At 31.1% G+C, this 24109-nt stretch carries 21 protein-coding genes and 1 pseudogene; 20 read left to right on the top strand and 2 right to left on the bottom strand.

All coding sequences use genetic code 11. From position 1 onward, the window contains the following. The first annotated feature begins 3 nt into the window (after positions 1-3). Positions 4-510 carry a hypothetical protein gene (locus tag ACL_RS01835; protein ID WP_012242320.1) on the top strand — a complete coding sequence of 169 codons (507 nt, stop codon included), beginning with the start codon at positions 4-6 and terminating at the stop codon, positions 508-510. Positions 511-599: 89 nt separating this feature from the next. On the opposite strand, the gene ACL_RS01840 is transcribed toward ACL_RS01835, so the two are convergent. Next, positions 600-4148: a hypothetical protein gene (locus ACL_RS01840; protein ID WP_041633766.1), complete on the bottom strand. Its 3549-nt coding sequence runs from the start codon at positions 4146-4148 to the stop codon at positions 600-602. A 245-nt stretch (positions 4149-4393) separates the two neighbouring features. On the opposite strand from ACL_RS01840, the gene ruvA reads away from it, so the two are divergent. From ruvA to queA, 3 genes are read left to right on the top strand one after another with little or no spacing between them, the layout of a single operon-like run. Beyond that, positions 4394-4954, top strand: coding sequence for a Holliday junction branch migration protein RuvA (ruvA, locus tag ACL_RS01845; RefSeq protein WP_012242322.1), 561 nt, complete (start codon positions 4394-4396; stop codon positions 4952-4954). Positions 4955-4963: 9 nt separating this feature from the next. Beyond that, a complete protein-coding gene (ruvB, locus tag ACL_RS01850; protein WP_012242323.1) occupies positions 4964-5977 on the top strand; it encodes a Holliday junction branch migration DNA helicase RuvB in 1014 nt (337 codons plus the stop codon). Further along, complete coding sequence (gene queA, locus ACL_RS01855; RefSeq protein WP_041633767.1) at positions 5974-6993, top strand: tRNA preQ1(34) S-adenosylmethionine ribosyltransferase-isomerase QueA; 1020 nt, start codon at positions 5974-5976, stop codon at positions 6991-6993. The genes ruvB and queA overlap by 4 nt, the downstream gene beginning before the upstream one ends. Here queA and ACL_RS01860 read toward each other — a convergent pair. Continuing rightward, complete coding sequence (locus ACL_RS01860) at positions 6986-7819, bottom strand: undecaprenyl-diphosphate phosphatase (protein WP_012242325.1); 834 nt, start codon at positions 7817-7819, stop codon at positions 6986-6988. The genes queA and ACL_RS01860 overlap by 8 nt on opposite strands. Before the next feature lie 114 nt (positions 7820-7933). On the opposite strand from ACL_RS01860, the gene ACL_RS01865 reads away from it, so the two are divergent. From ACL_RS01865 to ACL_RS01940, 16 genes and pseudogenes are all read left to right on the top strand, one after another. Next, entirely contained in the window at positions 7934-8290 is a 357-nt protein-coding gene (locus ACL_RS01865) for a PTS sugar transporter subunit IIB (protein ID WP_012242326.1), read from the top strand. Further along, entirely contained in the window at positions 8287-8559 is a 273-nt protein-coding gene (locus ACL_RS01870; RefSeq protein ID WP_012242327.1) for a phosphocarrier protein HPr, read from the top strand. The genes ACL_RS01865 and ACL_RS01870 overlap by 4 nt, the downstream gene beginning before the upstream one ends. Continuing rightward, complete coding sequence (locus ACL_RS01875) at positions 8556-9458, top strand: DUF368 domain-containing protein (RefSeq protein WP_012242328.1); 903 nt, start codon at positions 8556-8558, stop codon at positions 9456-9458. The genes ACL_RS01870 and ACL_RS01875 overlap by 4 nt, the downstream gene beginning before the upstream one ends. Then, positions 9439-10047: a tRNA (guanosine(46)-N7)-methyltransferase TrmB gene (gene trmB, locus ACL_RS01880; RefSeq protein ID WP_012242329.1), complete on the top strand. Its 609-nt coding sequence runs from the start codon at positions 9439-9441 to the stop codon at positions 10045-10047. Before ACL_RS01875 ends, trmB begins: the two co-directional genes overlap by 20 nt. Continuing rightward, on the top strand, positions 10040-11086 hold the full coding sequence (locus tag ACL_RS01885; protein ID WP_012242330.1) for a M42 family metallopeptidase: 1047 nt from the start codon (positions 10040-10042) through the stop codon (positions 11084-11086). The genes trmB and ACL_RS01885 overlap by 8 nt, the downstream gene beginning before the upstream one ends. An 11-nt stretch (positions 11087-11097) precedes the next feature. Next, entirely contained in the window at positions 11098-11937 is an 840-nt protein-coding gene (locus ACL_RS01890; RefSeq protein ID WP_012242331.1) for an aldo/keto reductase, read from the top strand. Positions 11938-12039: 102 nt separating this feature from the next. Next, entirely contained in the window at positions 12040-13995 is a 1956-nt protein-coding gene (gene parE / locus ACL_RS01895) for a DNA topoisomerase IV subunit B (RefSeq protein ID WP_012242332.1), read from the top strand. Further along, a complete protein-coding gene (gene parC, locus ACL_RS01900) occupies positions 13992-16565 on the top strand; it encodes a DNA topoisomerase IV subunit A (protein WP_012242333.1) in 2574 nt (857 codons plus the stop codon). Before parE ends, parC begins: the two co-directional genes overlap by 4 nt. A gap of 10 nt (positions 16566-16575) precedes the next feature. Then, complete coding sequence (locus tag ACL_RS01905; protein WP_012242334.1) at positions 16576-18210, top strand: nucleoside kinase; 1635 nt, start codon at positions 16576-16578, stop codon at positions 18208-18210. 28 nt (positions 18211-18238) lie between these two features. Further along, entirely contained in the window at positions 18239-19300 is a 1062-nt protein-coding gene (locus ACL_RS01910) for a helix-turn-helix domain-containing protein (RefSeq protein WP_012242335.1), read from the top strand. A gap of 15 nt (positions 19301-19315) precedes the next feature. After that, positions 19316-20188 carry a DegV family protein gene (locus ACL_RS01915; protein WP_012242336.1) on the top strand — a complete coding sequence of 291 codons (873 nt, stop codon included), beginning with the start codon at positions 19316-19318 and terminating at the stop codon, positions 20186-20188. After that, the gene (locus ACL_RS01920; protein ID WP_041633769.1) at positions 20169-20444 is read left to right on the top strand and encodes a hypothetical protein; all 276 of its coding nucleotides are present in this window, start codon (positions 20169-20171) and stop codon (positions 20442-20444) included. Before ACL_RS01915 ends, ACL_RS01920 begins: the two co-directional genes overlap by 20 nt. A gap of 105 nt (positions 20445-20549) precedes the next feature. Beyond that, the gene (locus ACL_RS01925; protein WP_012242338.1) at positions 20550-20930 is read left to right on the top strand and encodes a hypothetical protein; all 381 of its coding nucleotides are present in this window, start codon (positions 20550-20552) and stop codon (positions 20928-20930) included. 17 nt (positions 20931-20947) lie between these two features. Then, complete coding sequence (locus tag ACL_RS01930; RefSeq protein ID WP_012242339.1) at positions 20948-21292, top strand: hypothetical protein; 345 nt, start codon at positions 20948-20950, stop codon at positions 21290-21292. Between the two features lie 123 nt (positions 21293-21415). Further along, positions 21416-22516: a BMP family lipoprotein gene (locus tag ACL_RS01935; protein ID WP_012242340.1), complete on the top strand. Its 1101-nt coding sequence runs from the start codon at positions 21416-21418 to the stop codon at positions 22514-22516. Between the two features lie 87 nt (positions 22517-22603). After that, positions 22604-24109 (top strand): annotated as a pseudogene (locus ACL_RS01940) (ABC transporter ATP-binding protein).

A 24109-nucleotide genomic window follows, 5' to 3' on the forward strand; every position in this document is an offset into this window, starting at 1 on the left:
CACATGAAAAAAACAATATTAGCTTTATTAATGGTACTAGTTATAACATTAAGTGCATGCACAAAAGAAAATAAGAACTACAAAATAGTGGGTCATTATGATAAATATATGACGATAATATCTGATTCATTTAGAATGGATAATTATGATACTTACCTTCAATTTATTAGTAATGAAAATGATTACCATGTCAAAGCCTTCAAAGATTTATACGTATACGATGAAGCATTTTTTGAAGAAAACAGTTTAGTATATATCACTTTTGAAAGAAATAATTCTGGTTATGACGTTAAGTTAAATAGTGTCAACATAAAAGATAATGAAGTTGTCTTTAACTTCTCATATAAAGGACCAGATGTTTTAAATGTAATAATGATGGAGATGTATCTTGTAGAAATTAAAAAATCTTATTTAGAAGATTATCAAATAAGGCTATATGTAGAAAGAAATGATGTTGAATTTGATAGAACAAGGATTATAACTGATGAAATAATACCTAATGAATTATAGAGGGTAGTAAATAAAATTAGATACACATATAAGAAAAAAATCCAAGTCATTTATTAGGACTTGGATTTGTTTTTAGAGAGCCTATTTACTTATAGTTTAAGTGTGCGCTGTTTAAATTGATAACTTGCTTTTGCATCTTTTAGATCTTTTTGTAGTATTTTTCTTTCATGTATCTCAACTTTAGATGTAAAGGCTAGTAGTTTAGATTCATTATCTTTAATACTTAAATCTTTTTTAGTTTGAGCAGATTTTAACTCATCTGCATAGGATTGAATCTTTTTAAGTAATAAACTGTGCTTTTTTTGAATGGATTGCTCAAAGTTAGCAATTTTTTCTTTATTTAGTTCTATGAGTTTTACTTCAGCTTGAGTAAATCTCATGGATAACTGACCATTCTTAAGTTTTGTACTTTCCTCAAGTGCTTTTAGATTTTTAGTTTTTAGTAACATTGCTTCATTATGCTTTAGGATGTTTTTATCATGTTGTAGTTTGATCTTTTGAATTTGTTTGTCGAAATCATTATGCATTTGAAGGATAACGGATTTTAAATTGTCATCAATTAATAAAATTTCTTTATTCAAATTAGACTCTGTTGACATAATTTTAGATTCAGTAAGTGACATCAGTTTTTGTTGATTGATTAAGTCTTGTTCTTGACTCTTAAATTGAACAGTATTGATATTTTGAATAATTGTATCTTTTTCATCACTTAATAACTGTAGATGATGTTTGAAATCACTTGATAAATTTTTTAATTTGAGTTCAAACTCAAGCTGTTGTTTATCTAACTTTTTAAGCAGATGCTTTTGTTCAGTTAGAAAATCTTTTTTGGAAATATTTTGCTGAGCCATAAGTTTATCATAAAGACTTACACTACCCTTTAATAAGGATTGGTAAATAGCGTTAGAAGTCTTTTCAAAGTACTCTTCAATACGCGTGTATCCCTTTTGATATTCTTTAATGATATTGTCTGTTAAATAAAGTGGTTGATCAAGCTTGTTCGTAATTACGAGTACTTTTTCTTCATAAACCTTAAATAACTGAGTAATTTGCTTAATACCATGGATATAGAATAGTTTTTGTTTTAAGTATGATTTGGTATCTGTTTGATTTTTAGATAGTGTGATACTACGTTTTTTATCAAGTTCACCAAGTAGACGATTCTTTCGTTTATTTAATAAATCAATTTGATTGTTATATTTAATGATGGATTTATCCAAAGTAGAAATTTCTGATTCAATGATATTTAGTTGTTTTGTTAAATCCTTTTTAGTCGATAAAGAAGCTTTTGGATTATCAGAAGTTTCTATTTCATTTAATTCAAATTGAACTCTATCAACGTTAGAAGATAACACTAAAATTCTGTCTTCAATATCACTAATGATCTGGTTAGTAGAAGTAATGTCTAAGTCAATAGTTTTAATTTTAGCCATGTATTCAGATTCAAGTAAGTCATTATTGGTTTTTAGTTTTAATGCACTTAAATCGTTGATTTTAACTTCTTGGAATGTATTTAAATCAAGTAAGAATTGATCTTTTGCTTGTTCTTGAATGCTATTTAAATGTTTAAATACTTCAAGGTATAAATGTATATACTGTTTAACATCCTCAGGGTGTGCAGGGATTTCATATATTTGAATTAGAGACAACATGAAATGGTGATGAATATTATATATTAAGTAGATCTGATTGAATAAGTAGTGAATTCTAGAATGAATTACCTCTAAATCTTTAGTAAGCATTTCATTGGTCATATCTACAAATTCTAAACGTTCCAAGAAGTGAATATTTGTTTCTTCAATTCTACGTTTATGTTTTAATATACTTTGTTCAATCACTCTTTTATCTGTTAGATAGTTATGATAACTATGTTCAGATTTCATTAAGTGTTGTATCTCATTTTCATATAATGCTTTTTGTTTTAAGTAGATAAGTTCTTCACTAGATACTTGTTTTTGATAGGTATATTCAATATAGTCTTTTTTGAGTTGTTGGTTTGCTAGTTGTTGTTCTCTAATGACGTTTTCTTTATCAATAGAAAGTTGTAAAGACATATTAGATACACTTAAATCATGTTCTTTAGTTAAGTTTAGTACTTCAAGTTCATGTTCCTTAGTGAGTTTAAACACAGTAAAATTATGGGTTAGACTATCTTCTTGATGTTGGTAGAAGTTTAAATGGTAATTGGTATCATTGGATAGAAGATTCACATCTTTTTCAGATATAGCGTTTGCAACACTTAATTTTAAATCAAGTGGAGCTATTTGAGATAAGTGTGTAATATCTGTTTTTTCTAACTCAAATTCATAGGTTGATTTTAATGTTTTAAGTTGTAATTGAAGTGATTTGAGTTGATATTGATAGTTTTGTTCGTTCACATAGTTTTCTAATTTTTGATCTATAACAAACTTTTTGCCCTTAATACGCCAATTAGACTTATCTTCTAAGTATTTGAGTTCTAAGTCTTGTAGCTTTTGGTAATGTGCTTTTAATAGTGCATGAGACTCTTTTTCAGTACGAATGATTTGTCTGTTGAGTTCGGCATCTTGTTGACGTAGATGTCTTTTTACATCTTTTTTAAGTGCCTTGATAGCATCTTCATTTTGTGTTTCTTTTAAGTCTTCTTTTAATTTTTGATTGCGGTCTAATCTATCGTTTGCAATGACATCTCTAAAAGAACTCAGTTTAGAGTTGATAAGAGATAATGCATCACTATAAGTGATGGTTAACTCATCTTTTTTAGTATTAAAATTGGTTGTGATTACTTCGATTTTATTTTTATGTGCTTCAAGTTTTTCTTTATAAGTTTGTTCAACTTGAAGTTTTTGTGCCTCATAGTCTAATTTTAACTTATCTAAGGCATCTTCAATAGGAAGTCTATTTGCTTCATCACTTTGTTTAAGTTCTTTTAGATGATGTTCTTTTTCCTTTTTTAAAGTTTCAAGTGATTTATTAAATTCGATAGATGCAGCATGATAATCATTTTTAATAGAAAGATATTTTTTATCAGATTGTTCTCTATAAAAGTTTTTTATATGACTAATTTTACTTTTTTCTTTCTCGTAGTTTTTAGTTGCATCCTCAATTTCTAAAAGAAGTAGTGCTTGATTTGATTCGAAATTTTCTATAATTTTTTCAAATTCTTTTTTATAATTAGACTCTAATAATGTTATAGACTGAGCACTTTGCTTTTTTATGTCTACCATCACTTTAGAGATATCTGAAACTTCTTTAGAGCGAATGGAATGAGCCTTAGATTTACTTTCGTTAAATGCATGCTCAATATTTAATATAAGTGATTTTATACGTTCAACTTCTGTTTTAGTGTTATTTAAAATAGATTGATATTCTTCCTTAGAATTCATCTCTATCTGTGATACTTGAAGATCAATCTGGTTTGAAAAGTCATGAAGATTTAGTTCTAGGGTTTTAATTTTTTCATTAAAACGCACCTTAATTTCTTGGTGCGATTCATTTGTAGATTGTTCGGCCTTTTTATGTGCTTTATCAAATGTTAAAAACTCTCCTTTAATTTCAGAGAGTAATGATTTAAGCTGCGTCAATATTGATTTATAATTCTTATCTTTTTTAGCGAGTTCATCTAAAGCTAAATTAGATTCTTTTACAAATTCAAACAAGCATTTTCACCTACCTAACTTATTATATCATAATAAGCATCTCTATTTTCTATTTTAAAGCCATTTTAGTGGCTGAGAGTTTAATTGGTTTTATCAAAAATAAACTGCAGATTAGGACTTACTAGTATGTTGTTATGAATTTATATATATAGCCATAAAACAATGTAAAAAAGGCACATATTGGTCTAAAAAGTCCGTAAAAATGTTATAATTAAATTTAAAGATAATAAAGTTAGGTGAAATCTATGTATCGATACATTAAAGGTATAGTAACACAAATTAATCCACAACATATTGTTGTTGAAAATAATGGTGTGGGCTATTTAGTCTTAAGTCCAGTACCATATCAATATAAAATTGGTGAAGAAACAACAGTAGTAACTTATTTACATGTAAGAGAGGATATTTTTCAACTTTATGGATTTAAAGATGAAGAAACTTTAAATCTATTTTTAAAACTTATAAGTGTATCTGGTATTGGTCCAAAATCTGCAATGAGTATTGTAGCATTTGATGATACAAATAAAATTATTGCAGCCATTGAAACATCAGATGCAAAATATTTAACTAAGTTTCCTGGTATTGGGATGAAGAGTGCTCAACAAATTATTTTAGACTTAAAAGGTAAACTGGTAAATGATGAACTAGATATGCAACTTTTAAGTGATAACTCTAAGGATGTAGCTGCTGCATTAGAAGCATTAGGCTATAATAAAAAAGAGATTGCAAAATCATTAAAGCATGTTAATTTTGATCAAGACTTAAATAAAGCACTAAAAGAAGCACTTGCAATATTATTAAAGTAGGTATGACACATGAGTGAAGAAAAATCAGTATTAAGAGATTTAAATTTAAAAAATGATGATGAATTGATGCTTCGTCCTCAAACCTTAAACCAATATATAGGGCAAGATGATATTAAAGAAATGTTATCTATTTATATTCAGGCAGCATTAAAACGTGAAGAAAGTTTAGATCACGTTTTACTTTATGGTGCACCGGGTTTAGGTAAGACAACACTTGCTCAAATTATCGCTAATGAGTTAGGTGTAGATATCAAAATAACAAGTGGTCCAGCTATAGAAAAAACAGGTGACTTAGTAGCCCTTCTTTCTTCATTAAGTCCAGGAGATGTGTTATTTATTGATGAAATTCACCGTATACCTCGTTTTGTTGAAGAGGTTCTTTATTCTGCAATGGAAGATTATACGCTTGATATTGTTCTAGATAAGGAAAGAGATTCTAGAAGTATTAGAATCGAATTACCACCGTTTACACTCATTGGTGCAACCACTAGATTTGGTGATTTATCACACCCGTTAAGGGAACGATTTGGTGCTGTATTTAGATTAAGTTATTACAAGTTAGAAGAAATCAAACAAATTGTAAGAAGAACTTCTAAAGTATATCAAAATGAAATTGATGAAAAAGCAGTAGATGAATTATCTAAGCGTAGTAGAGGTACACCTAGAATAGCAAACCGTCTATTTAGACGCGTAAGAGACTTTGCTGAAATTATGACAGATGCCGTGATAACACTAGATATTACACAGTTAGCATTGACCAAATTAGGCATTGATCATAAGGGTCTGGATGCATCAGACTATTTATATTTAAGAGGCATTGTAGAGCGATTTAATGGTGGTCCTGTTGGACTTGAATCACTGGCTTCTACAATTGGTGAAGAACCAGGAACAATTGAAGATGTATATGAACCTTACTTGTTACAGGAAGGTTATATTAAACGTACACCAAGAGGTAGAGTTGCAACAGAACTTGCATACAACCTTTTAGGTGTGAAATATTATAAAGGATTATTAGACAATTGAAATTAGAATTATTTGATTATGATTTACCCAAATCACATATAGCGCAACATCCAAAAGATAAACGAGACCACTCAAAATTATTGGTTGTTGATAGAGAAAAACAAACAACAAAAGATTGTTTGTTTTATGACATCTTAGATGAGTTAAGTAGCAATGATGTACTAGTTATGAATAACACAAAAGTTATCCCTGCAAGATTAATTGGTGAAAAGATCGATACGCATGCAGTCATTGAAGTTTTACTACTTAAAGAGTTAGAAAAAAACACTTGGGAAGCTTTAACGAAACCTGCCAAAAAAATTAAAATTGGTACTGTAGTAAGTTTTGGTGATGGTGCACTTAAAATGGAGTGTATTGGCATTAAAGATGAAGGTATTCGCATCTTTAAAGCAATCTATGAAGGTATATTTTTAGAAGTACTAGATGCTTTAGGTACCATGCCACTACCACCTTACATAACGGAAAAATTAGAAGATAAATCAAGATATCAAACTGTTTATGCAAAATATGCAGGATCTGCTGCAGCACCTACTGCAGGACTCCATTTTACCAAAGAACTTTTAGAAAAGATTAAAGCCAAAGGTGTTCAAGTATTAGAAATTACACTCCATGTTGGTTTAGGTACATTTAGACCAGTTCAAGTAGATGATGTATTAGAACATCAAATGCACTATGAAAGTTATGAGATAAACGAAGAGACTGCCCGATTATTAAACCAATATAAAAAAGAAGGTAAAAGAATTATCGCAGTTGGTACAACCACTGTAAGAACACTAGAATCTAACTATAATGATGGATTCCATGCAGGTAATTACTCAACCAACATCTTTATTTATCCGGGATATCAATTTAAGATCATTGGTGCGATTATCACTAATTTCCATTTACCAAAATCAACGCTCATCATGTTGATTTCAGCATTCTATAATAGAGAAAAAGTGCTTGAAGTCTATGAAGACGCAGTGAAAAAAAACTACCGCTTTTTCTCATTTGGCGATAGTATGTTTATTAAATAATATATAAAGTAATTGAAACTAGACCAACTGTTAAAGCATATAGAGAAAACCAAATTAAATTTTTAACAGTGACATATTTGTGCATGATCTTTATAGTTAATAACGAGAAGATAAAACTAAATATAAAAGCAAGACTAAATCCTGGGATATCACTCATTGTTCCAGGATTTTTTATTGCATCATATAATCCTAGACCTGAAACAGGTATACTAATAAGTAAATAACATAGAAATGAAAAACGCATAACTTTTTTGATTTCAATTTTTTGACTCAAACCACCCACTAAGGTAATACCTGATCTACTAATACCTGGGAATACTGCAAACATTTGAATTAAACCAATCACACCGGCATTTTTAAATGTAATATCATTTGAAAACTTTTTGTTTCTTAAAAGGAAAACTAAGAATAATAAGAGTGATGTTATGATAAGAGAAATACCTATGCTTAATAAATTTGTAGGTAGATAGTCTTTAATGAGTAATCCTGCAATCCCAATAGGCACAATGGCGATAATAAGTTTAACTGCATAACTAATGTTTTCTTGAACTATTATTTCTTTTCTTTTTTCTTTATTGAAAACAAAATTAAACGAATCGACTACTAACTCTTTAACATCTTTGAAATAATAGATTAGCAAAGCTAGAAATGAGCCCATATTGGTTATCATTAAAAATAATGTAAGTGTAGCATTTATATCTTCTCCACCTAAAAATAAATTAGAAAATAATACTAAGTGGCCAGAGCTGGACACTGGAAATATTTCAGTGACCCCTTGAATAATACCTAAAATTATATATTTAATTAACTCTATAATGTAATCCATCCTATCAAAACCCTTCTAAACGTTATAATAAAGTTATTATAACATATCAAGTTCATTAAAAGATTGAAATTTTGGTGAAAAAAACATATAATAAGTATTAAGGAATGTGATAGTATGACAACTGAACAAATAATAGCATTAAGCATATCATTAGCAGTGATTGTATTAGGTGTAACTTACCTATATATATATCACAGAAAAAATCAAAAAAGTTCTAAAGGAACTGCAGTTTTAGATGTACAAAGACTTTTAGAAGCACTTGGTGGTAAGGAAAATATTAATGGTACATTTTTAGATCATAAAAGATTAAAAATCCAGCTTAATAATCCTAAACTGGTTTCACAAGCACTTTTAAAGACATTAGATATATCTGGCTTTTTAACTGGTAAAGAGTTGAAATTATTAATTAAAGATAATCCTATAGAGGTAAAAAATAATTTAGATAAGTTAAGAAATGAGGTAAGACAATGAAACAAAAATTTGTTATCGTTTCAGAGTATGGGCTACACGCTAGACCGGCTACTCGTTTAGTAAATCAAGCAATGGGGTTCCAAAGTGAAATCACTTTAACCGCCTTTAACCGCACAGTGAACTTAAAAAGTATCATGGGCGTTATGAGTCTTGGTATCTACAATGGTGAAATCGTAGAAATAAAAGCTGAAGGTGAAGATGCAAAAGAAGCTATCGCTGGCATTACTGATTTCATGATATCCGAAGGATTAGGACAAATTAGCAAATGATTAAAAAGGTACTCCAAGGTATGCTTATTGGTGTTGGAGCGATTTTACCTGGAGTAAGCGGTGGTATGATTGCTGCCGCTTTTAATATATATTCCAAGTTGATCGAAGCACTCGATAAAGTAACTAAAACGCCAATTAAGGCGGTCCTTTCAATATGGGAATACATTTTGGGCATCTTACTAGGTGTCCTAGTAGGATTTTTAGTGATTGCATATGTCTTTTACTTAATCCCTATTCCTAGTACATTATTATTTATTGGTTTAATCTTAGGTGGTATACCTGAAATCTATAAACTAGCAGAAGAAAAGACTAGAAAATATAAGCCAATCATTATGTTTTTAATAACCTTTATATTAATGATAAGTTTTACAATATTTGCACCATATCTTGCTCAAACAGATACATCCAATACGAACTTTGTACTTTGGATAGTTGTAGGGGTACTACTGGCGGTCAGTTTAATTGTTCCAGGCTTAAGTGGTACGATGCTTATGTTAATTATTGGTTATTATGGACCACTCATCTTACTAGGTAAAACACTTATAGAAGCTGTATTTACTATTAATGTTGAGTTATTTATGAACAATATATTTTCTTTAGTATTTGTAGCAATAGGTATTATACTTGCATTTATTTTACTTGGTAAAGTATTTAATTATGTATTAAAGAAAGCACCAAAACTCTTCTATCAATTAATATTAGGTATTATTGTGGCTTCACCAATTAATATTATTTTTAGTTTAAACGACGATTTACGACAAAGTGAAACACCAGTGCACATATTTGATTTTAGTAATCAGTGGTATATGTGGCTAATCGGTTTATTATGTATACCAATAGGTATATATTTAGCCAGACTCTTTAGTAAGGAAGAAAAATATGAGACAAAAGAAAATTAAAGATGCAACGATTGAAAATCTAGAAAAGTTAGGTGTTTTATTAGCGCCTACACCACTTAAAGTAGATGCTTCAAAAAAGATCACATTAGAAATTGGTAGTGGTAAAGGGCGTTTTATCACATCACTTGCTAATGATTTCCCAGAAGAAGTATTTATTGCAGTAGAACGTGATCAAAATGTGTGTTACCGTTTAGCGCAAAAAAAAAGTGTTTTAGAGTTGAAAAACTTGATTGTTATTATGGATGATGCAGAAAAATTAAATGAATATTTAGTGGATGTAAAAGTAGATAACCTACATTTAAATTTCTCTGACCCATGGCCAAAGAAAAAGCACCATAAACGTAGGTTGACTTATCCTACGATGTTAAATCAATATAAAAACTACTTAAAAAAAGATGGAAAAATCATCTTTAGAACAGATCATGCAGATTTATTCGTTGACTCATTTCAATACTTTAACGAAGCATCGTTCATTGTATCAGATTGTAACTGGGCACTTGCACCATCAGATTATATGACAGAATATGAAGTTAAGAAACGTGTAAGTGGTCCAATATATCAATTAATAGCGGAGCAAAATCATGACTAATCATTATAAAAATTTAAGTGTAATACCAGGGATATCTGGTAATGAAAATAGAGTACGTTCCTACATGGAAAGTGTAATGCAAAAATACCCTGATTTCGAAATTAAAAAAGATAGATTGGGTGGTATTTTTGCCTATAAAAAATCAACTAATAAAGATGCAAAAACACTCTTAATTGCTGGTCACATGGATGAAGTTGGTTTAATGGTAAAACATATTAGACCAAATGGAGCTATTGAAGTACTTCCGATCGGTGGACTATCAGGTGATGTTTTTATATCTCAAATCATGTATGTATATACAAATGATGGTAAAAAAATACCGGGTGTAATTGGTAGTATTCCACCACACCTAAAACAAAGTAATAATGTGGATATTGCAAATTTACTATTAGACGTTGGATCAAGCAGTAAAGAAGAAACATTAAGTTTTGGCATTAATTTAGGTGACATGGTGTTATTTGATACACCTTACATAGAAACTATGAACGGTAAAAGGTGGATATCAAAGGCTATTGATAACCGCTTTGGTTGTGGCTTAGCACTAGAAGCTATTGAACACTTTAGTGGTAAGACATTTGATTATAACTTAATTATTGGTGCAACAACACAAGAAGAGGTGGGATTAAGAGGTTCTGAAATAGCGACTAACTTATTCAAACCAGATATGTTTATTGCACTTGATTGTTCGCCACTTAATGATATTCATGATAAAGACTCTATGTCTAAATTAGGTGATGGTTTTTTATTAAGAATATTTGACCCCAAGAATATTATGTTATTTCCATTAAAAGAATATTTTAAGTCATTAGCTAACACACATCAAATTAAGTTTCAAGAGTATGTTTCAATGGGTGGAACCGATGCTGCAAAAGCCATTGATATGCATGAAGGTATTCCTTCTACAACAATCGGTTTACCTGCAAGATATATTCATTCTAGTGCAGCAATTGCAGATTTATTTGATTTAGCAGAGGCTAGAAAGATGCTATTTACACTCATTAGTGATTTAACTAGTGATAAAATTAAGTCATTCTACTAAGGAGGTATAATATGGAAACTTATACATTAAACAATGGTAAGAAAATTCCTAAATTCGGTTTAGGAACCTTTAGGGTTGAGGCTGGTGAATCAGCATATGATACTGTGAAACTCGCATTAAAGATAGGATACAGACATATTGATACAGCCATAATGTATGGCAACGAATCAGATATAGGTAGAGCTATAAGGGACTCAGGTATTCCAAGAGAAGAGATATTTGTTACATCTAAGCTTGCTAAACACTATGATGGAGATATTGTTCTTATCAAAGAGGCTTTAGATAAATCTTTAAAAACATTAAATATCGGATATATTGATTTAATGTTAATTCATTGGCCTGATCATGATCACCACATCAATGATTTAATTTGGAAAATTTTTGAAAGTTATTACCAGGAAGGATTATTTAAATCGATTGGTGTATCTAATTTCCAAATTCACCATTTAGAAAATTTACTTAAAAAAGCTATAGTAAGACCAGTAATGAATCAAGTAGAATGTCATCCACTATTAAGTCAAGTACCTTTACAAAAATACTTAACTGATAATGATATTTTAATGACTTCCTACGGGCCACTTGCAAGAGGTGAAGTCTTTACTGGTAAAACACATGAGGTATTAGAAGAAATTGCGAAACAATATGGTGCAACAGTTGCACAAGTTATTGTTCAGTGGGGGCTAGCAAGAGGCATTGTAATGATTCCAAAAAGTGTCCATGAGGAAAGGTTAATTGAAAACTTTAAGGGGCAAGAATTAGTACTTGCACCTGAAGATATTGAAAAAATTAATCAACTTAATAGAGGCAGAAGACTCTATTCTGATCCAGATAACAACATCAATTTTTTATAAATTAATACAGCAAGAAAATACTTTTAAAGATAATCATTCTTGTTATAATGATTATCTTTTAATGTATAATAGAGATATAATTTCAATGATTGGAGTACAACTGTGGCAAAAACAAATTATGACGAGACGAGTATTCAAATATTAGAAGGACTAGAGGCTGTACGAAAAAGACCGGGTATGTATATTGGTTCAACTGACCATAGGGGATTACATCATTTGGTTTGGGAAATCGTAGATAACGCGATGGATGAAGTATTAGCTGGTTTTGGTAGTGAAATTACAGTAACAATCAAACCTGACAATGCAATCGAAGTACTAGATGATGGACGCGGTATGCCATATAAAAAACATACATCTGGGGTTCCAACTACCCAGGTTATTTTTACTGTTTTACATGCAGGAGGTAAATTTGGTGGCGATGGTGCATATAAAGTAGCTGGTGGTTTACACGGTGTTGGTTCATCTGTAGTAAATGCATTATCCTCTGTCTTGGAAGTTACTGTATATAAAGACGGCGGTATTTTCAGACAACGTTTTGAAAATGGTGGTAAAAAGATATTTAACCAAGAAAAAATAGGAGATACTAAAAAAACTGGTACACAAGTATACTTTAAACCAGATCCGTCTATTTTTTCTACAACGCTTTATAACTACGATACGATTAAAGAACGATTAAAAGAATCTGCTTACTTAATTAAGGGTCTAAAAATTAATCTTATTGATGAAAGAAATAATAAAAAAGAAACCTTTAAATTTGATGAAGGTATTAAAGCCTACGTGGAGTTTATGAACACTGGTAAAAATGCACTACACGATGTAACGGATGTGGAGGGCACTTTTAATACTGCTAAAGATAGTGCAATTGAAGTCGAAGTTGCCTTACAGTATACAGATAGTTATAGTGAAAATATTATTTCGTTTGTAAATAACGTACGTACCAAAGATGGTGGTACCCATGAAATTGGGTTTAAATCTGCACTTACTAAAGTTATTAATGACTACGCTAGAAAATATAATCACATAAAAGAAAAAGATAGTAATATTGATGGCGTAGACATTAGAGAAGGGCTAACCGCTATTGTATCATTACGTATACCTGAAACAGTCCTAGAGTTTGAAGGGCAAACTAAAGGTAAGCTAGGAACACCAGAGGCAAGAAATGCACTAGAGACAGTATTTTATGAAAAGTTTAACACCTTTTTAGAAGAAAATTCGGATGCTGCTTTATCTATTATTACGAAAGCTGTTGCTGCAGCTAATGCTAGAGAGGCTGCAAGAAAAGCACGTGAAGAAGCTAGAGCTGGTAAGAAAAGAAGTAAAAAAGAAGTTATTCTTTCAGGTAAATTAACTCCTGCTCAAGGTAAAGATAAATCAATTAATGAACTCTTCTTAGTTGAAGGTGATTCTGCTGGTGGTTCTGCTAAACAAGGTAGAAATAGACGCTTCCAAGCGATTTTACCGCTACGTGGTAAGGTGATTAACACAGAACGCACCAACACAGAAACCATCTTAAAAAACGAAGAAATTTCGACCATGATCTACACCATTGGTGCTGATTTTGGTGAGGATTTTGATATTAAAAAGTGTAACTATAATAAAGTGATTATTATGACTGATGCCGATGATGATGGTGCGCATATTCAAACACTTCTTTTAACATTCTTCTTTAGATACATGAGACCATTAATTGAAGCGGGTAGATTATATATTGCACAGCCTCCATTTTATAAAGTAACTTACAAGAAAAACAAAAAAGAAGAAACTGTTTATGCTTGGAGTGATGAAGATTTAAAAGAAACACTTGAATCCATTGGACAAAACTACATGATTACACGTTTTAAAGGGTTAGGCGAAATGAACTTTTATCAGTTATGGGAAACTACAATGAATCCTGAGTCACGTACACTGATTCAAGTTACAATCGATGATTTAAACGTTAGTGATAAGCACATTAGTGTATTAATGGGTGACCAGGTTGCACCAAGACGTGAATGGATTGAAGCAAACGTTGATTTTGAAGTAACTGATGAATTTGACATAGAAGGTAAGGTAAGATGAGTAAAATTGACAAAAAACTAGACAAATTCATAGAAGAAAAAATTGAAAAAGTTCTCTTAGAAGATATTATGTCTTCTAGATTTGGACGATACTCTAAATATATCATTCAAGATCGTGCACTACCAGATGCTAGAGATGGTTTAAAACCAGTTCAACGTCGTATTTTATACGCAATGGGACAAATGGGTTTAGCCTTTAACAAATCATATAAAAAATCTGCAAGAATTGCAGGAGAAGTTATGGGGAAATATCACCCTCATGGGGATTCATCTATTTATGAAGCAATGGTTCGTATGAGCCAGGACTTTAAAATGAGAGTACCTCTAGTTGATATGCATGGTAACAATGGTTCCATAGATGGTGACTCTGCTGCGGCAATGCGTTATACCGAGGCTAGACTATCTAAAGAAGCAGAATTTTTACTTAAAGATATCGATAAAAGAACAGTAAACTTTGTACCTAACTTTGATGATGAGGAACAAGAACCTACCGTATTACCCGCACGTTTTCCAAACTTACTTGTCAATGGTGCAATGGGTATTTCAGCAGGTTATGCAACAAAAATACCACCACATAACTTAAATGAAGTCATTGATGCAACGATTGCTTTAATTGATAATCCAAATATTACAAATGATGAAATATTAAAGTATATAAAAGGACCGGACTTCCCAACAGGTGGTATTGTTCAAGGTAAAGCAGGTATTAAAGAAGCACTCACCACAGGTAGTGGGAAAATTATTATCAGGGCTAAGATGAATGTCGAAGAGATGAGTAAATCTCAAGACCGTATTGTGATTACTGAAATACCTTATGAAGTTAATAAAGCAGATTTAGTGCGTCAAATTGATAATTTACGTATCAATAACAATATCGAGGATATCTTAGAAATCCGTGATGAAACGGACCAAGAAGGTCTAAGAATTGCCATTGATCTTAAAAAAGGTGCAGATGCACAATTTATTCAAAACTACTTATTAAAATCAAGTGATCTTCAAGTAAACTACAACTATAATATGGTTGCTATTTTAAAACACCGTCCAGTTTTATCTGGTGCTTTTGAATTATTAAAAGTGTATTTAGAACACCAAAAAGAAGTAGTAACCAATAGATCTAATTATGAATTAGAACGTGCAACAAAAAGAAATCATATTGTTGATGGTTTAATTCAAATGACTTCTGTTGTATCAGAAGTTATTGAAGAAATTAGAAAATCTAAAAATAAAGCAGACTCAAAAGAAAATATCCAAAAGCGTTTTGGTTTTTCAGAACTACAAGCTGAAGCGATTGTCATGCTTCAACTATATAGATTATCTACAACCGATATCCAAGCACTACTAGATGAAAAAGATACTTTATATAAAGAAATTACTAGACTAGAACAAATATTATCGAATGAACGTATTTTACTTAAGACCATCAAATCTGAACTTCAAGAAGTTCAAACACTACTTCCCTCACCTAGACGTACCGAACTAGAAGCGGAAATTGAAACGATAAAGATTGATGAAAAAGATCTCATCTCAGATGAACAAACCTATGTAGCTATCACTAAAGATGGTTACGTAAAACGTGCCTCACTAAGATCTGTTGTAGCATCTAAAGAAGTAGGTTTAAAAGAAAATGATGCAATGCTTTATGAAGAAGAATTAAACACACTAGATACCTTACTCTTATTTACAAATTTAGGTCAATATATTTATTTACCGGTATATAAAATAGAAGAACAAAAATGGCGTGATCTCGGTGTTTATATTAATAACATTGTACCTACCTCAAAAGGTGAAACTATTATACGTGTTTTAAAGGTCAGTGATTTTTCAATTGATCAAAAAATATTGCTTACAACAAAACAAGGACAAATGAAACAAGTAAATCTAGCAGATTTTGAAGTTTCAAGGTATAATAGACCGTTACGCGCAATGAAGTTGTCAAAAGACGATGAATTAGTATCTGTTGACTATAACCAACTAGACAATATAGTAGCTATTTCTAAACATGGTTATGTCTTAAGATTCGATACAGAAGAACTGCCAGTATATGGTTTAACCGCTGGTGGGGTTAAATCTATGGCATTAGCAGAAGGTGATGAAGTTGCAGTAGCATTTTACGCTAAAGAATCAGATGATTTTTACTTCTTAACATCACGCGGGCATATCATTAAAGATACAGTATTAGAATTACCTAAATACGCTAGAAATAGACGTGGTATTATTTTAGTAGATCGTATTAAAACATCTCCTCATTTCATAATCTCAGCATCTAGAGTATCCAAAACACAAATCAAAGAAGATGTAAAGGTACGTATTTTATCCACTAAAGAAGCGCTGATTACTACAGTATCTGACTTAAAATATGTTGCGAATAAATATGGAAAGAAAATGGTAGAGGACGGTTACTATTTAGAAATATACCCAGCAGAAACTGAAGAAAAAGATACGCCAGTACAACCAAAAAAAGAAGTAAAAAAAGATGATACATTACAAGCTAAAGTCATTGAAGAAACAATACAAACAAAACAAAATCAAAAGTTAAGACTATCAAGGCTTGATTTATTTGATGAAGAATAGAGGAAAAAGTATGAAACTAAAGATTAACAATGAAGTACTTGAGTTAAAAGAACCATTAACACTGGAAAAACTTGCTCAAAAATTAAATATTTCTAATGCAATATTTGCAACAGTAGATGGTCGCATGCGCGAGCTATCTTACATGATTGCAAATGATGCAGATATAGAATTTATGGGATTAGATAGTGACGTAGGTATGCGTATTTATGAAGCTACATTACGTTATGTATTTACAAAAGCGTTATATGAACTTGATCCAACAAAACAAATTCGCTTTAGTTATTCCATTTCAAGATCTATCTTAGCAACTATTGAAAATGATGACATGACCGTTGAGTTATATGAAATGTTATTAAAGAAGGTTCAAGAAATTATTGAACGTAAGGTAGATATTAAACGAATTAAAGTATCTAAAGAAGAAGCTACTAAACTTTATACTAAACAAAACTATCTAGATAAAATTGAAACACTTAAACTAAGAAAAGAAAATCATGTAAACCTTTATCAATCAGATGATTTTATCAACTACATGTTCTCATATATGTTACCAAACACAAGTTACTTAACTAAGTTTGATACTAAGTTTTACAATCCAGGATTTTTAATTTTCTTCCCAAGATCAGAACTAAAAGGTGAATTACCTGCATTTGTAGACCAAAAAACATTTGGTAACTCATTAAAACAAGCTTACAAGTGGAGTAAAATTATTGGTGGAGATACGATTGCAAATATTAACAAACACAGTCTAACACGTGATAAACAAGTAGACTTTGTAAATCTTTGCGAAACAAAACACAATAACCAACTTGCTGATTTAGGTAACCAAATTTATGAAATTAAAGATGATATTAAATTAATTGCTGTTGCAGGTCCATCCTCATCAGGTAAAACAACCTTTACAAACCGTCTAAGAATCGAATTATTAAGTAGAGGTATCAAACCAATGATGATTTCTATGGATAACTACTATAAACCTAAACATGAAGCACCAAAAGATAGTGATGGTAATCCAGACTTAGAACACGTAGAAGCATTAGACGTTGAACAATTTAGTAAAGATATGGCTGATTTAGCAATGGGTAAATCAGTAAGTCTTCCAATCTTTGACTTTAAACAAGGTAAGCGTGTTGCTGGACCAAGTGTGAAGTTAGAAAAAGATTCACCAATTTTAATTGAAGGTATCCATGCATTAAACGAAAGATTGACAGAATTAATTCCAAGTCATCAAAAGTTTAATATCTTTATTTCACCAAATACACAACTACACATTGATGATCATAACCCGATTTCATTAACAGACTTACGTTTAATTCGTCGTATGGTGAGAGATCAAAAATATAGAAATACACCAGTTACAATGACACTAGATATGTGGTCAAGTGTACGCCGTGGTGAATTCAAATGGATATATCCACATCAAGAAACTGCAAACTTTGTTTACAACTCAGAACTAAGTTATGAATTACTTGTGTTAAACAAGATTGCATTACCACATTTAAACGCAGTACCAAGAGATGATAAACACTTTATCGTAGCAAACAGGTTAGTTAAGTTCTTAAAATACTTTAATGAAATTGATGCTACCCTTATACCATCAAACTCTATTTTATTAGAATTCATTGGTGGTTCACCTTTCCACGACTAATTACAATATAAACAAGGAATAGATAACAATGATTGCATTATCAAACATGAACAGACTTCAAGTATCAACAGACACATTGCTTCTTTTACTCAAAGTTTATGAAGCTAAAGGTAAAGAGTTTTATTATGATGAACTCTTTAGTAAAGATAAAGATGTGTTTACTAAAAAGGCAATTGAAAAGAATGTTTTTTACTTTGCAAAAATGTTAGATATGCCACTTACCGATGCAAGACTTAAACTGATGTCTCAAAAGAAGTTAGTCGCAAAAAATAAGACAGAAAATTTTTTAATTAATATAAAAGATGCGCTTGCATCGATTCAAAAACACCCTAAGGAATTTGAACTTTTAACCAATGAGTTTGATAACCTTGCTAGAATGCTATCTAAAGATTATGAGCCAATTAAGTTCAAGTCCGTGGAAAAGCAAAAGGGTGATACCTTATTTACAGCAAAAAAAGTAATGGGCAAAAAAGAAGACCTCGATAAAATAATCGAGGTCTACAATGCCCAAAATAAAACAAAACAATATGAACTAACCCAGTTATTTAGCAATTTTTACATAGATTTTATGAATCAAGATCTATTCACACTAGAAAATGAAGTGATTGCCTATATTGGTTTATATGCCATGTTACTAAGAGATTTTAGTGTATTTAAATATGTTTCATTCTATGAGTTATTCTTCAAACGTTTTGAACAATACAAATTAGCACTCAATCAAGCAAATTACTATTATCAAACAGGGTATCCAAATACTGATTTATTATCTAAATTTATATTAGATATCCTAGATGAAGCATATGAATCTGTTAATAATTATTCTAGAGAATATGCCTTTGAAATCAAGATGAACAAATCAGATAACATTGAAGCAACCATTAGAACAGGTAAAGAAATATTTTCTAAAGCAGATCTTAGAAGAGAACACCCAACTGTTTCTTTAATTACAATCGATAGAACATTAAAGAGATTAAAAGATGAAGGGGTTATTCAGTTACTAGGTAAAGGTAGAAGTTCTAAATGGCACCGTATCGATGAAGATAAAAGACGTGGTGGTCGTCAATTAGATATCTTTCAATTTACAGATTAATTCGAGGGAAAATACATGAAAAAAATAGGTATCATGGCAGATTCATCAAGTGGATTAGCGTATGCACCATTTGATCATCATATTAAAATCACTAAGACAACTATCCATTTTGGAGAAGAAACCTTAATTGATGGTGTAGATATTACTGCAGATGATTTTTATCTACGTCTTGAAAAAGATCCATGTGTCCCAAAGACTTCAGCACCTGAAACAAGAGAAATATTAAATCAAATAGACATATTAAAAAATGAAGGATGTACACATATCCTTCATTTTCCAATTTCTACAAACCTTTCTGAATACGGTAAAAATCTAAAAAATAACATAGACAGTTTACTTGAAGATGTAACACTAGATGTTATAGATACCAAAGCGGCCACACTGCTTCAAGGTTATATGGCCTATTTTGCAGAAATACTCATTCATAAAGGTTATGATATTGAAAGAGTTAAAGAAGAAGTACAAAAATTACGACAACAATCCAATGCTTACTTTGTTGTAGATGATTTAAAGTATTTAATCAAAAACGGAAGACTTTCACAAATGAGTGGTACAGTAGGCATATTAGCTAAAATTAAGCCAATCCTTTCTTTAGATAAAGACGGAAGAATCACAACCAAAGAGAAGGTAAGAGTTCATAATAAGGCGATTAAACGCATGTATGAAATCATTAAAGAAGAAACAAAAGATGCTAAAAAAGTGGTTTATATGGTCTTACATACAAACCGTTTAAACGATGCGCTAGACATAGAAAAGATGATTAAAACAGAGTTAGATAATGTTAGTAAAACCTATGTATCAACTATTACACCTACAGTGGGTGCACATATTGGTTCAAAGATACTGGGTATGGGTTATGTGATTGTGGATGATTATGACTTCTTATGATAAATATTTACTGGTATTTGATAAGTTTTATAAAGATTTAATACACTTAGATGATGAAACAACCATTAGAAAACTTATCACAGATTTCATGTTTTACTTAGAAAAGCATCGTTTAATTGATAAAAACTATCTAGAACATAATCATTTGTTTTTAGCATGTGAAGTCGATCAAGAAAAAATCAAAGACCAAAGTTCTGAGATCTTATTAAGTTTTTTAACTATGATATATTATGATATATCGTATAGATTATATTGACCCAAATAGTGATGCATTTATGATATATTATAAGAATAAGATGTTAGAACATATTATGTATCATCTTATTTTAAAAATGAAAAAACTCAAAGGAGTGTAAAATCTATGTTTCAATATACCTGGCAAAAAAGAGTAGTAGCAGCAACGCCACTTATCTCTTTACTCATATTCTTGTTTTTAGGATTTTTCTATAATTTATGGAATCCTGGATGGTTGGTATTTTTATTAATTCCAATTGTGCCATTTTTAGTGGGACTAAAACAAATTAGAATTACTTTCCCTTTTTTAGTGTTTGTTGCATATATTGGTATTGGTGTAGCAGGCTATTGGCATCCTGGATGGATTATATTCTTACTTATACCGATTCAAAATATTTTATTCCCACCAAAAAGCATCTCTAAATTTCTAAAAAAAGATGTGCCTAAAAAAGATTTTAATAGACCTAAAGATTATATGGATGCTGAGATTGATAAAGATTCTAAATAGTAAAGGGTGGTAATTTGATGAATCCTAGAATGTTTTCGGAAGTTATCAATAAAATACATGAAGCGTTTTATGGTGAAAAACTCACATTTAAAAGTATAGAAGATACTGAAGTTATACTTCTTAATAAAGATGAAATTTTCACAATTGAAAATCACATCCATACACGTTATCGTGTTATTTTTCCTGACTATGTGGGCAAAATATCGGCATTTAGAAACCTTTTTGGTCGCATTATGAATAATGGAGATAATATTTGTGATACTTCTGACTTTATTGATTTACCAAAAAGTCATGTAGTTTCTATATATAATTACATATACCATAAAGATATTAATGATATCAAAAAACTAAAAGACTATTAAGTTTTTAGTTTTTTTTTACATTATTTTTTGTAGATGTTGAAAATTGACGAAAAGTAAAGTATACTTATATTAACGGGTTATGAAAGCCCTACCAAGAAACATAAAAATAAAGGAGAATCAAGGATGAAAAAACTGTTACTCTTAATGATGGTACTTGTTGCTGGCTTTGCACTAGCAGCATGTGGACCAAGTTCTTATGAAATCGCAATGATCACTGATACTGGTGATATTGACGATGAATCGTTTAACCAAGGTACATGGGAAGGTATTAAAGCTTTTGCCAAAGATAATGACAAAACTCATAAATACTACCAACCAGCTGGTGAATCAACTGCAGACTATCTAGCTGCAATCGACTTAGCAGTTGCTGGTGGCGCTAAAATCGTCATTACACCAGGTTTCTATTTTGAAGTGCCTATCTTTGAAGCACAAACTACTTACCCAGATGTTAAATTCGTAATTTTAGATGGTTCACCACATAATGGTGATTATAATAGTGTAGTCAAAGACAATACATTATCAGTATTCTTTAAAGAAGAACAAGCTGGTTTCCTAGCTGCTTATGCAACTTATAAAGAAGGTTTTGATCAATTAGGATTTATGGGTGGTATTGCTGTTCCAGCAGTTCAAAGATTTGGTATTGGTTGGGTAGCTGGTGCTTATCAAGCCGCTAAAGATGCAAATGATACAGAATATGCATATAATCCAACTTATTACACATATTTAGGTTCATTTGGTCCAAGTGATACAACTAAAACTACTGCATCAGCTTGGTTCTCACAAGGTGTTGAAGTAATTCATGCTGCTGCAGGTGGTGCTGGTTCATCAGTAATGGCTGCTGCACAAGAAGGTACAACTACAGCAAATCCTAAATGGGTTGTAGGTGTTGACTCTGACCAATCAGGTAACTCACCAAGAGTATTAACATCTGCTATGAAGGGTGTTGGACAAGCTGCGATTCAAGCACTAGAAGCATTCTATGATGAAGATTTCCCAGGTGGAGAAACTTGGAACCTAGATGTTAATGCAGATGCAGTTGGTCTACCAATGGCTAACTCAAGATTTGCTACATTTACTCAAGCAAACTATACAACTATATTTAACACATTAAAAGCTGGTACAATTACTGTCCCAACTACTGCTGCAGAATTAGAAGCATTCATCATTGCTCTAGGCTATGATGTGCCTGCTGGTTTATCAGCTAAAATTGCTCCGGAAGCTTAATAATAGATTAGAAAAAGATTAACGTTAAATAAAGGGGGACATTAATTTGTTCCCCTTATTTAAAATACAAATGTTGGAGGCGTTACAATGGTATTAATGAAAGGTATCACCAAAAGGTTTGGTAAATTAGTTGCCAATGATTCTGTGGACTTTGAAGTTAAAAAAGGTGAAGTTCATGCACTTTTAGGGGAAAATGGTGCAGGGAAAAGTACTTTAATGTCTATTCTTTTTGGTCTATACACACAAGATGAAGGACAAATTTTTATTAATGGTGAATTGGCGCATATTAAGCATCCAAATGATGCAGCTAAATACCGTATTGGTATGGTACATCAACATTTTAAATTGGTAGAAATATTTTCTGTACTGGATAATATTATTTTGGGTTCTGAAGAAACCAAAAATTCTTTTATTGTGTATAAGAATGCGCGTAATAAAATCATGGAGATCATTGAAAAATATAATCTACAGATTGATTTAGATAAAAAGATTAGTGAATTAACCGTTGGACAGCAACAAAAAGTAGAGATTATTAAAATGCTGTACAGAGACAGCGATATTTTAATTTTTGATGAGCCTACTGCTGTTTTAACACCTCAAGAAATCAAAGAATTGATTGAGATTATTAAAAACTTTGCAAAAGAAGGTAAGGCTGTTATTTTAATTTCTCATAAATTAAACGAAATTAAAATGTCCTCTGATCGTTGTACGATTTTAAGACGTGGTAAAAAAATAGCTACACTGGATGTTAAGGATGTTACTACTGAAGAGATGGCAGAACTCATGGTAGGTAGACCTTTAATTCAAGAATATGAAAAAGGTGCATTTAACCCGAAAGAAAATATTTTAGAAGTAGAAAATCTTACGCTTCATGGTAAAGGTAAAGATATTCTAAAATCTATTAACTTTCATGTGAGAAGTGGTGAAATTGTAGGTATAGCAGGTATTGATGGTAATGGGCAAACAGAACTAGCAAATGCGCTGACTGGACTATCACCAATTTCATCTGGTTTAATTAGACTCAAAGATAAGGATATTTCAAGACTTAATATTCGTAAACGTTATGAGGCGGGCTTATCCCATATTCCAGAAGATAGACATAAATTCGGTTTGGTTTTGGACTTTAAATAATCTGAAAACTTAGTCTTACAAGAATACTATAAAAAGCCATACTCAAATTACGGTATTCTAAATCATGACATCATTGAAGAACATGCTAAAAAGTTAGTCGAAAACTATGATGTACGTTCATCCAATAGTATTGATACAATTGCTAGAAGCATGAGTGGTGGTAATCAACAAAAAGCCATTCTTGCTAGAGAAATCGAACGCGAACATGACTTATTATTAGCATTCCAACCAACTCGAGGTCTTGATGTTGGTGCAATTGAAAATATTCACAAGAACCTAATTAAAGAACGTGATCGTGATCGTGGTGTTTTATTAATTAGCTATGAATTAGAAGAAATATTTAACCTATCTGACCGAATCTTAGTCATGTATGAAGGTGAAATCACAGGTTCATTTAAAACAAGTGATATCACAGCCAATGAACTGGGACTATATATGTCAGGATCTAAAAGGAGCGTATAG

This window comes from Acholeplasma laidlawii PG-8A (assembly GCF_000018785.1).
Taxonomy (GTDB): domain Bacteria; phylum Bacillota_I; class Bacilli_A; order Acholeplasmatales; family Acholeplasmataceae; genus Acholeplasma; species Acholeplasma laidlawii.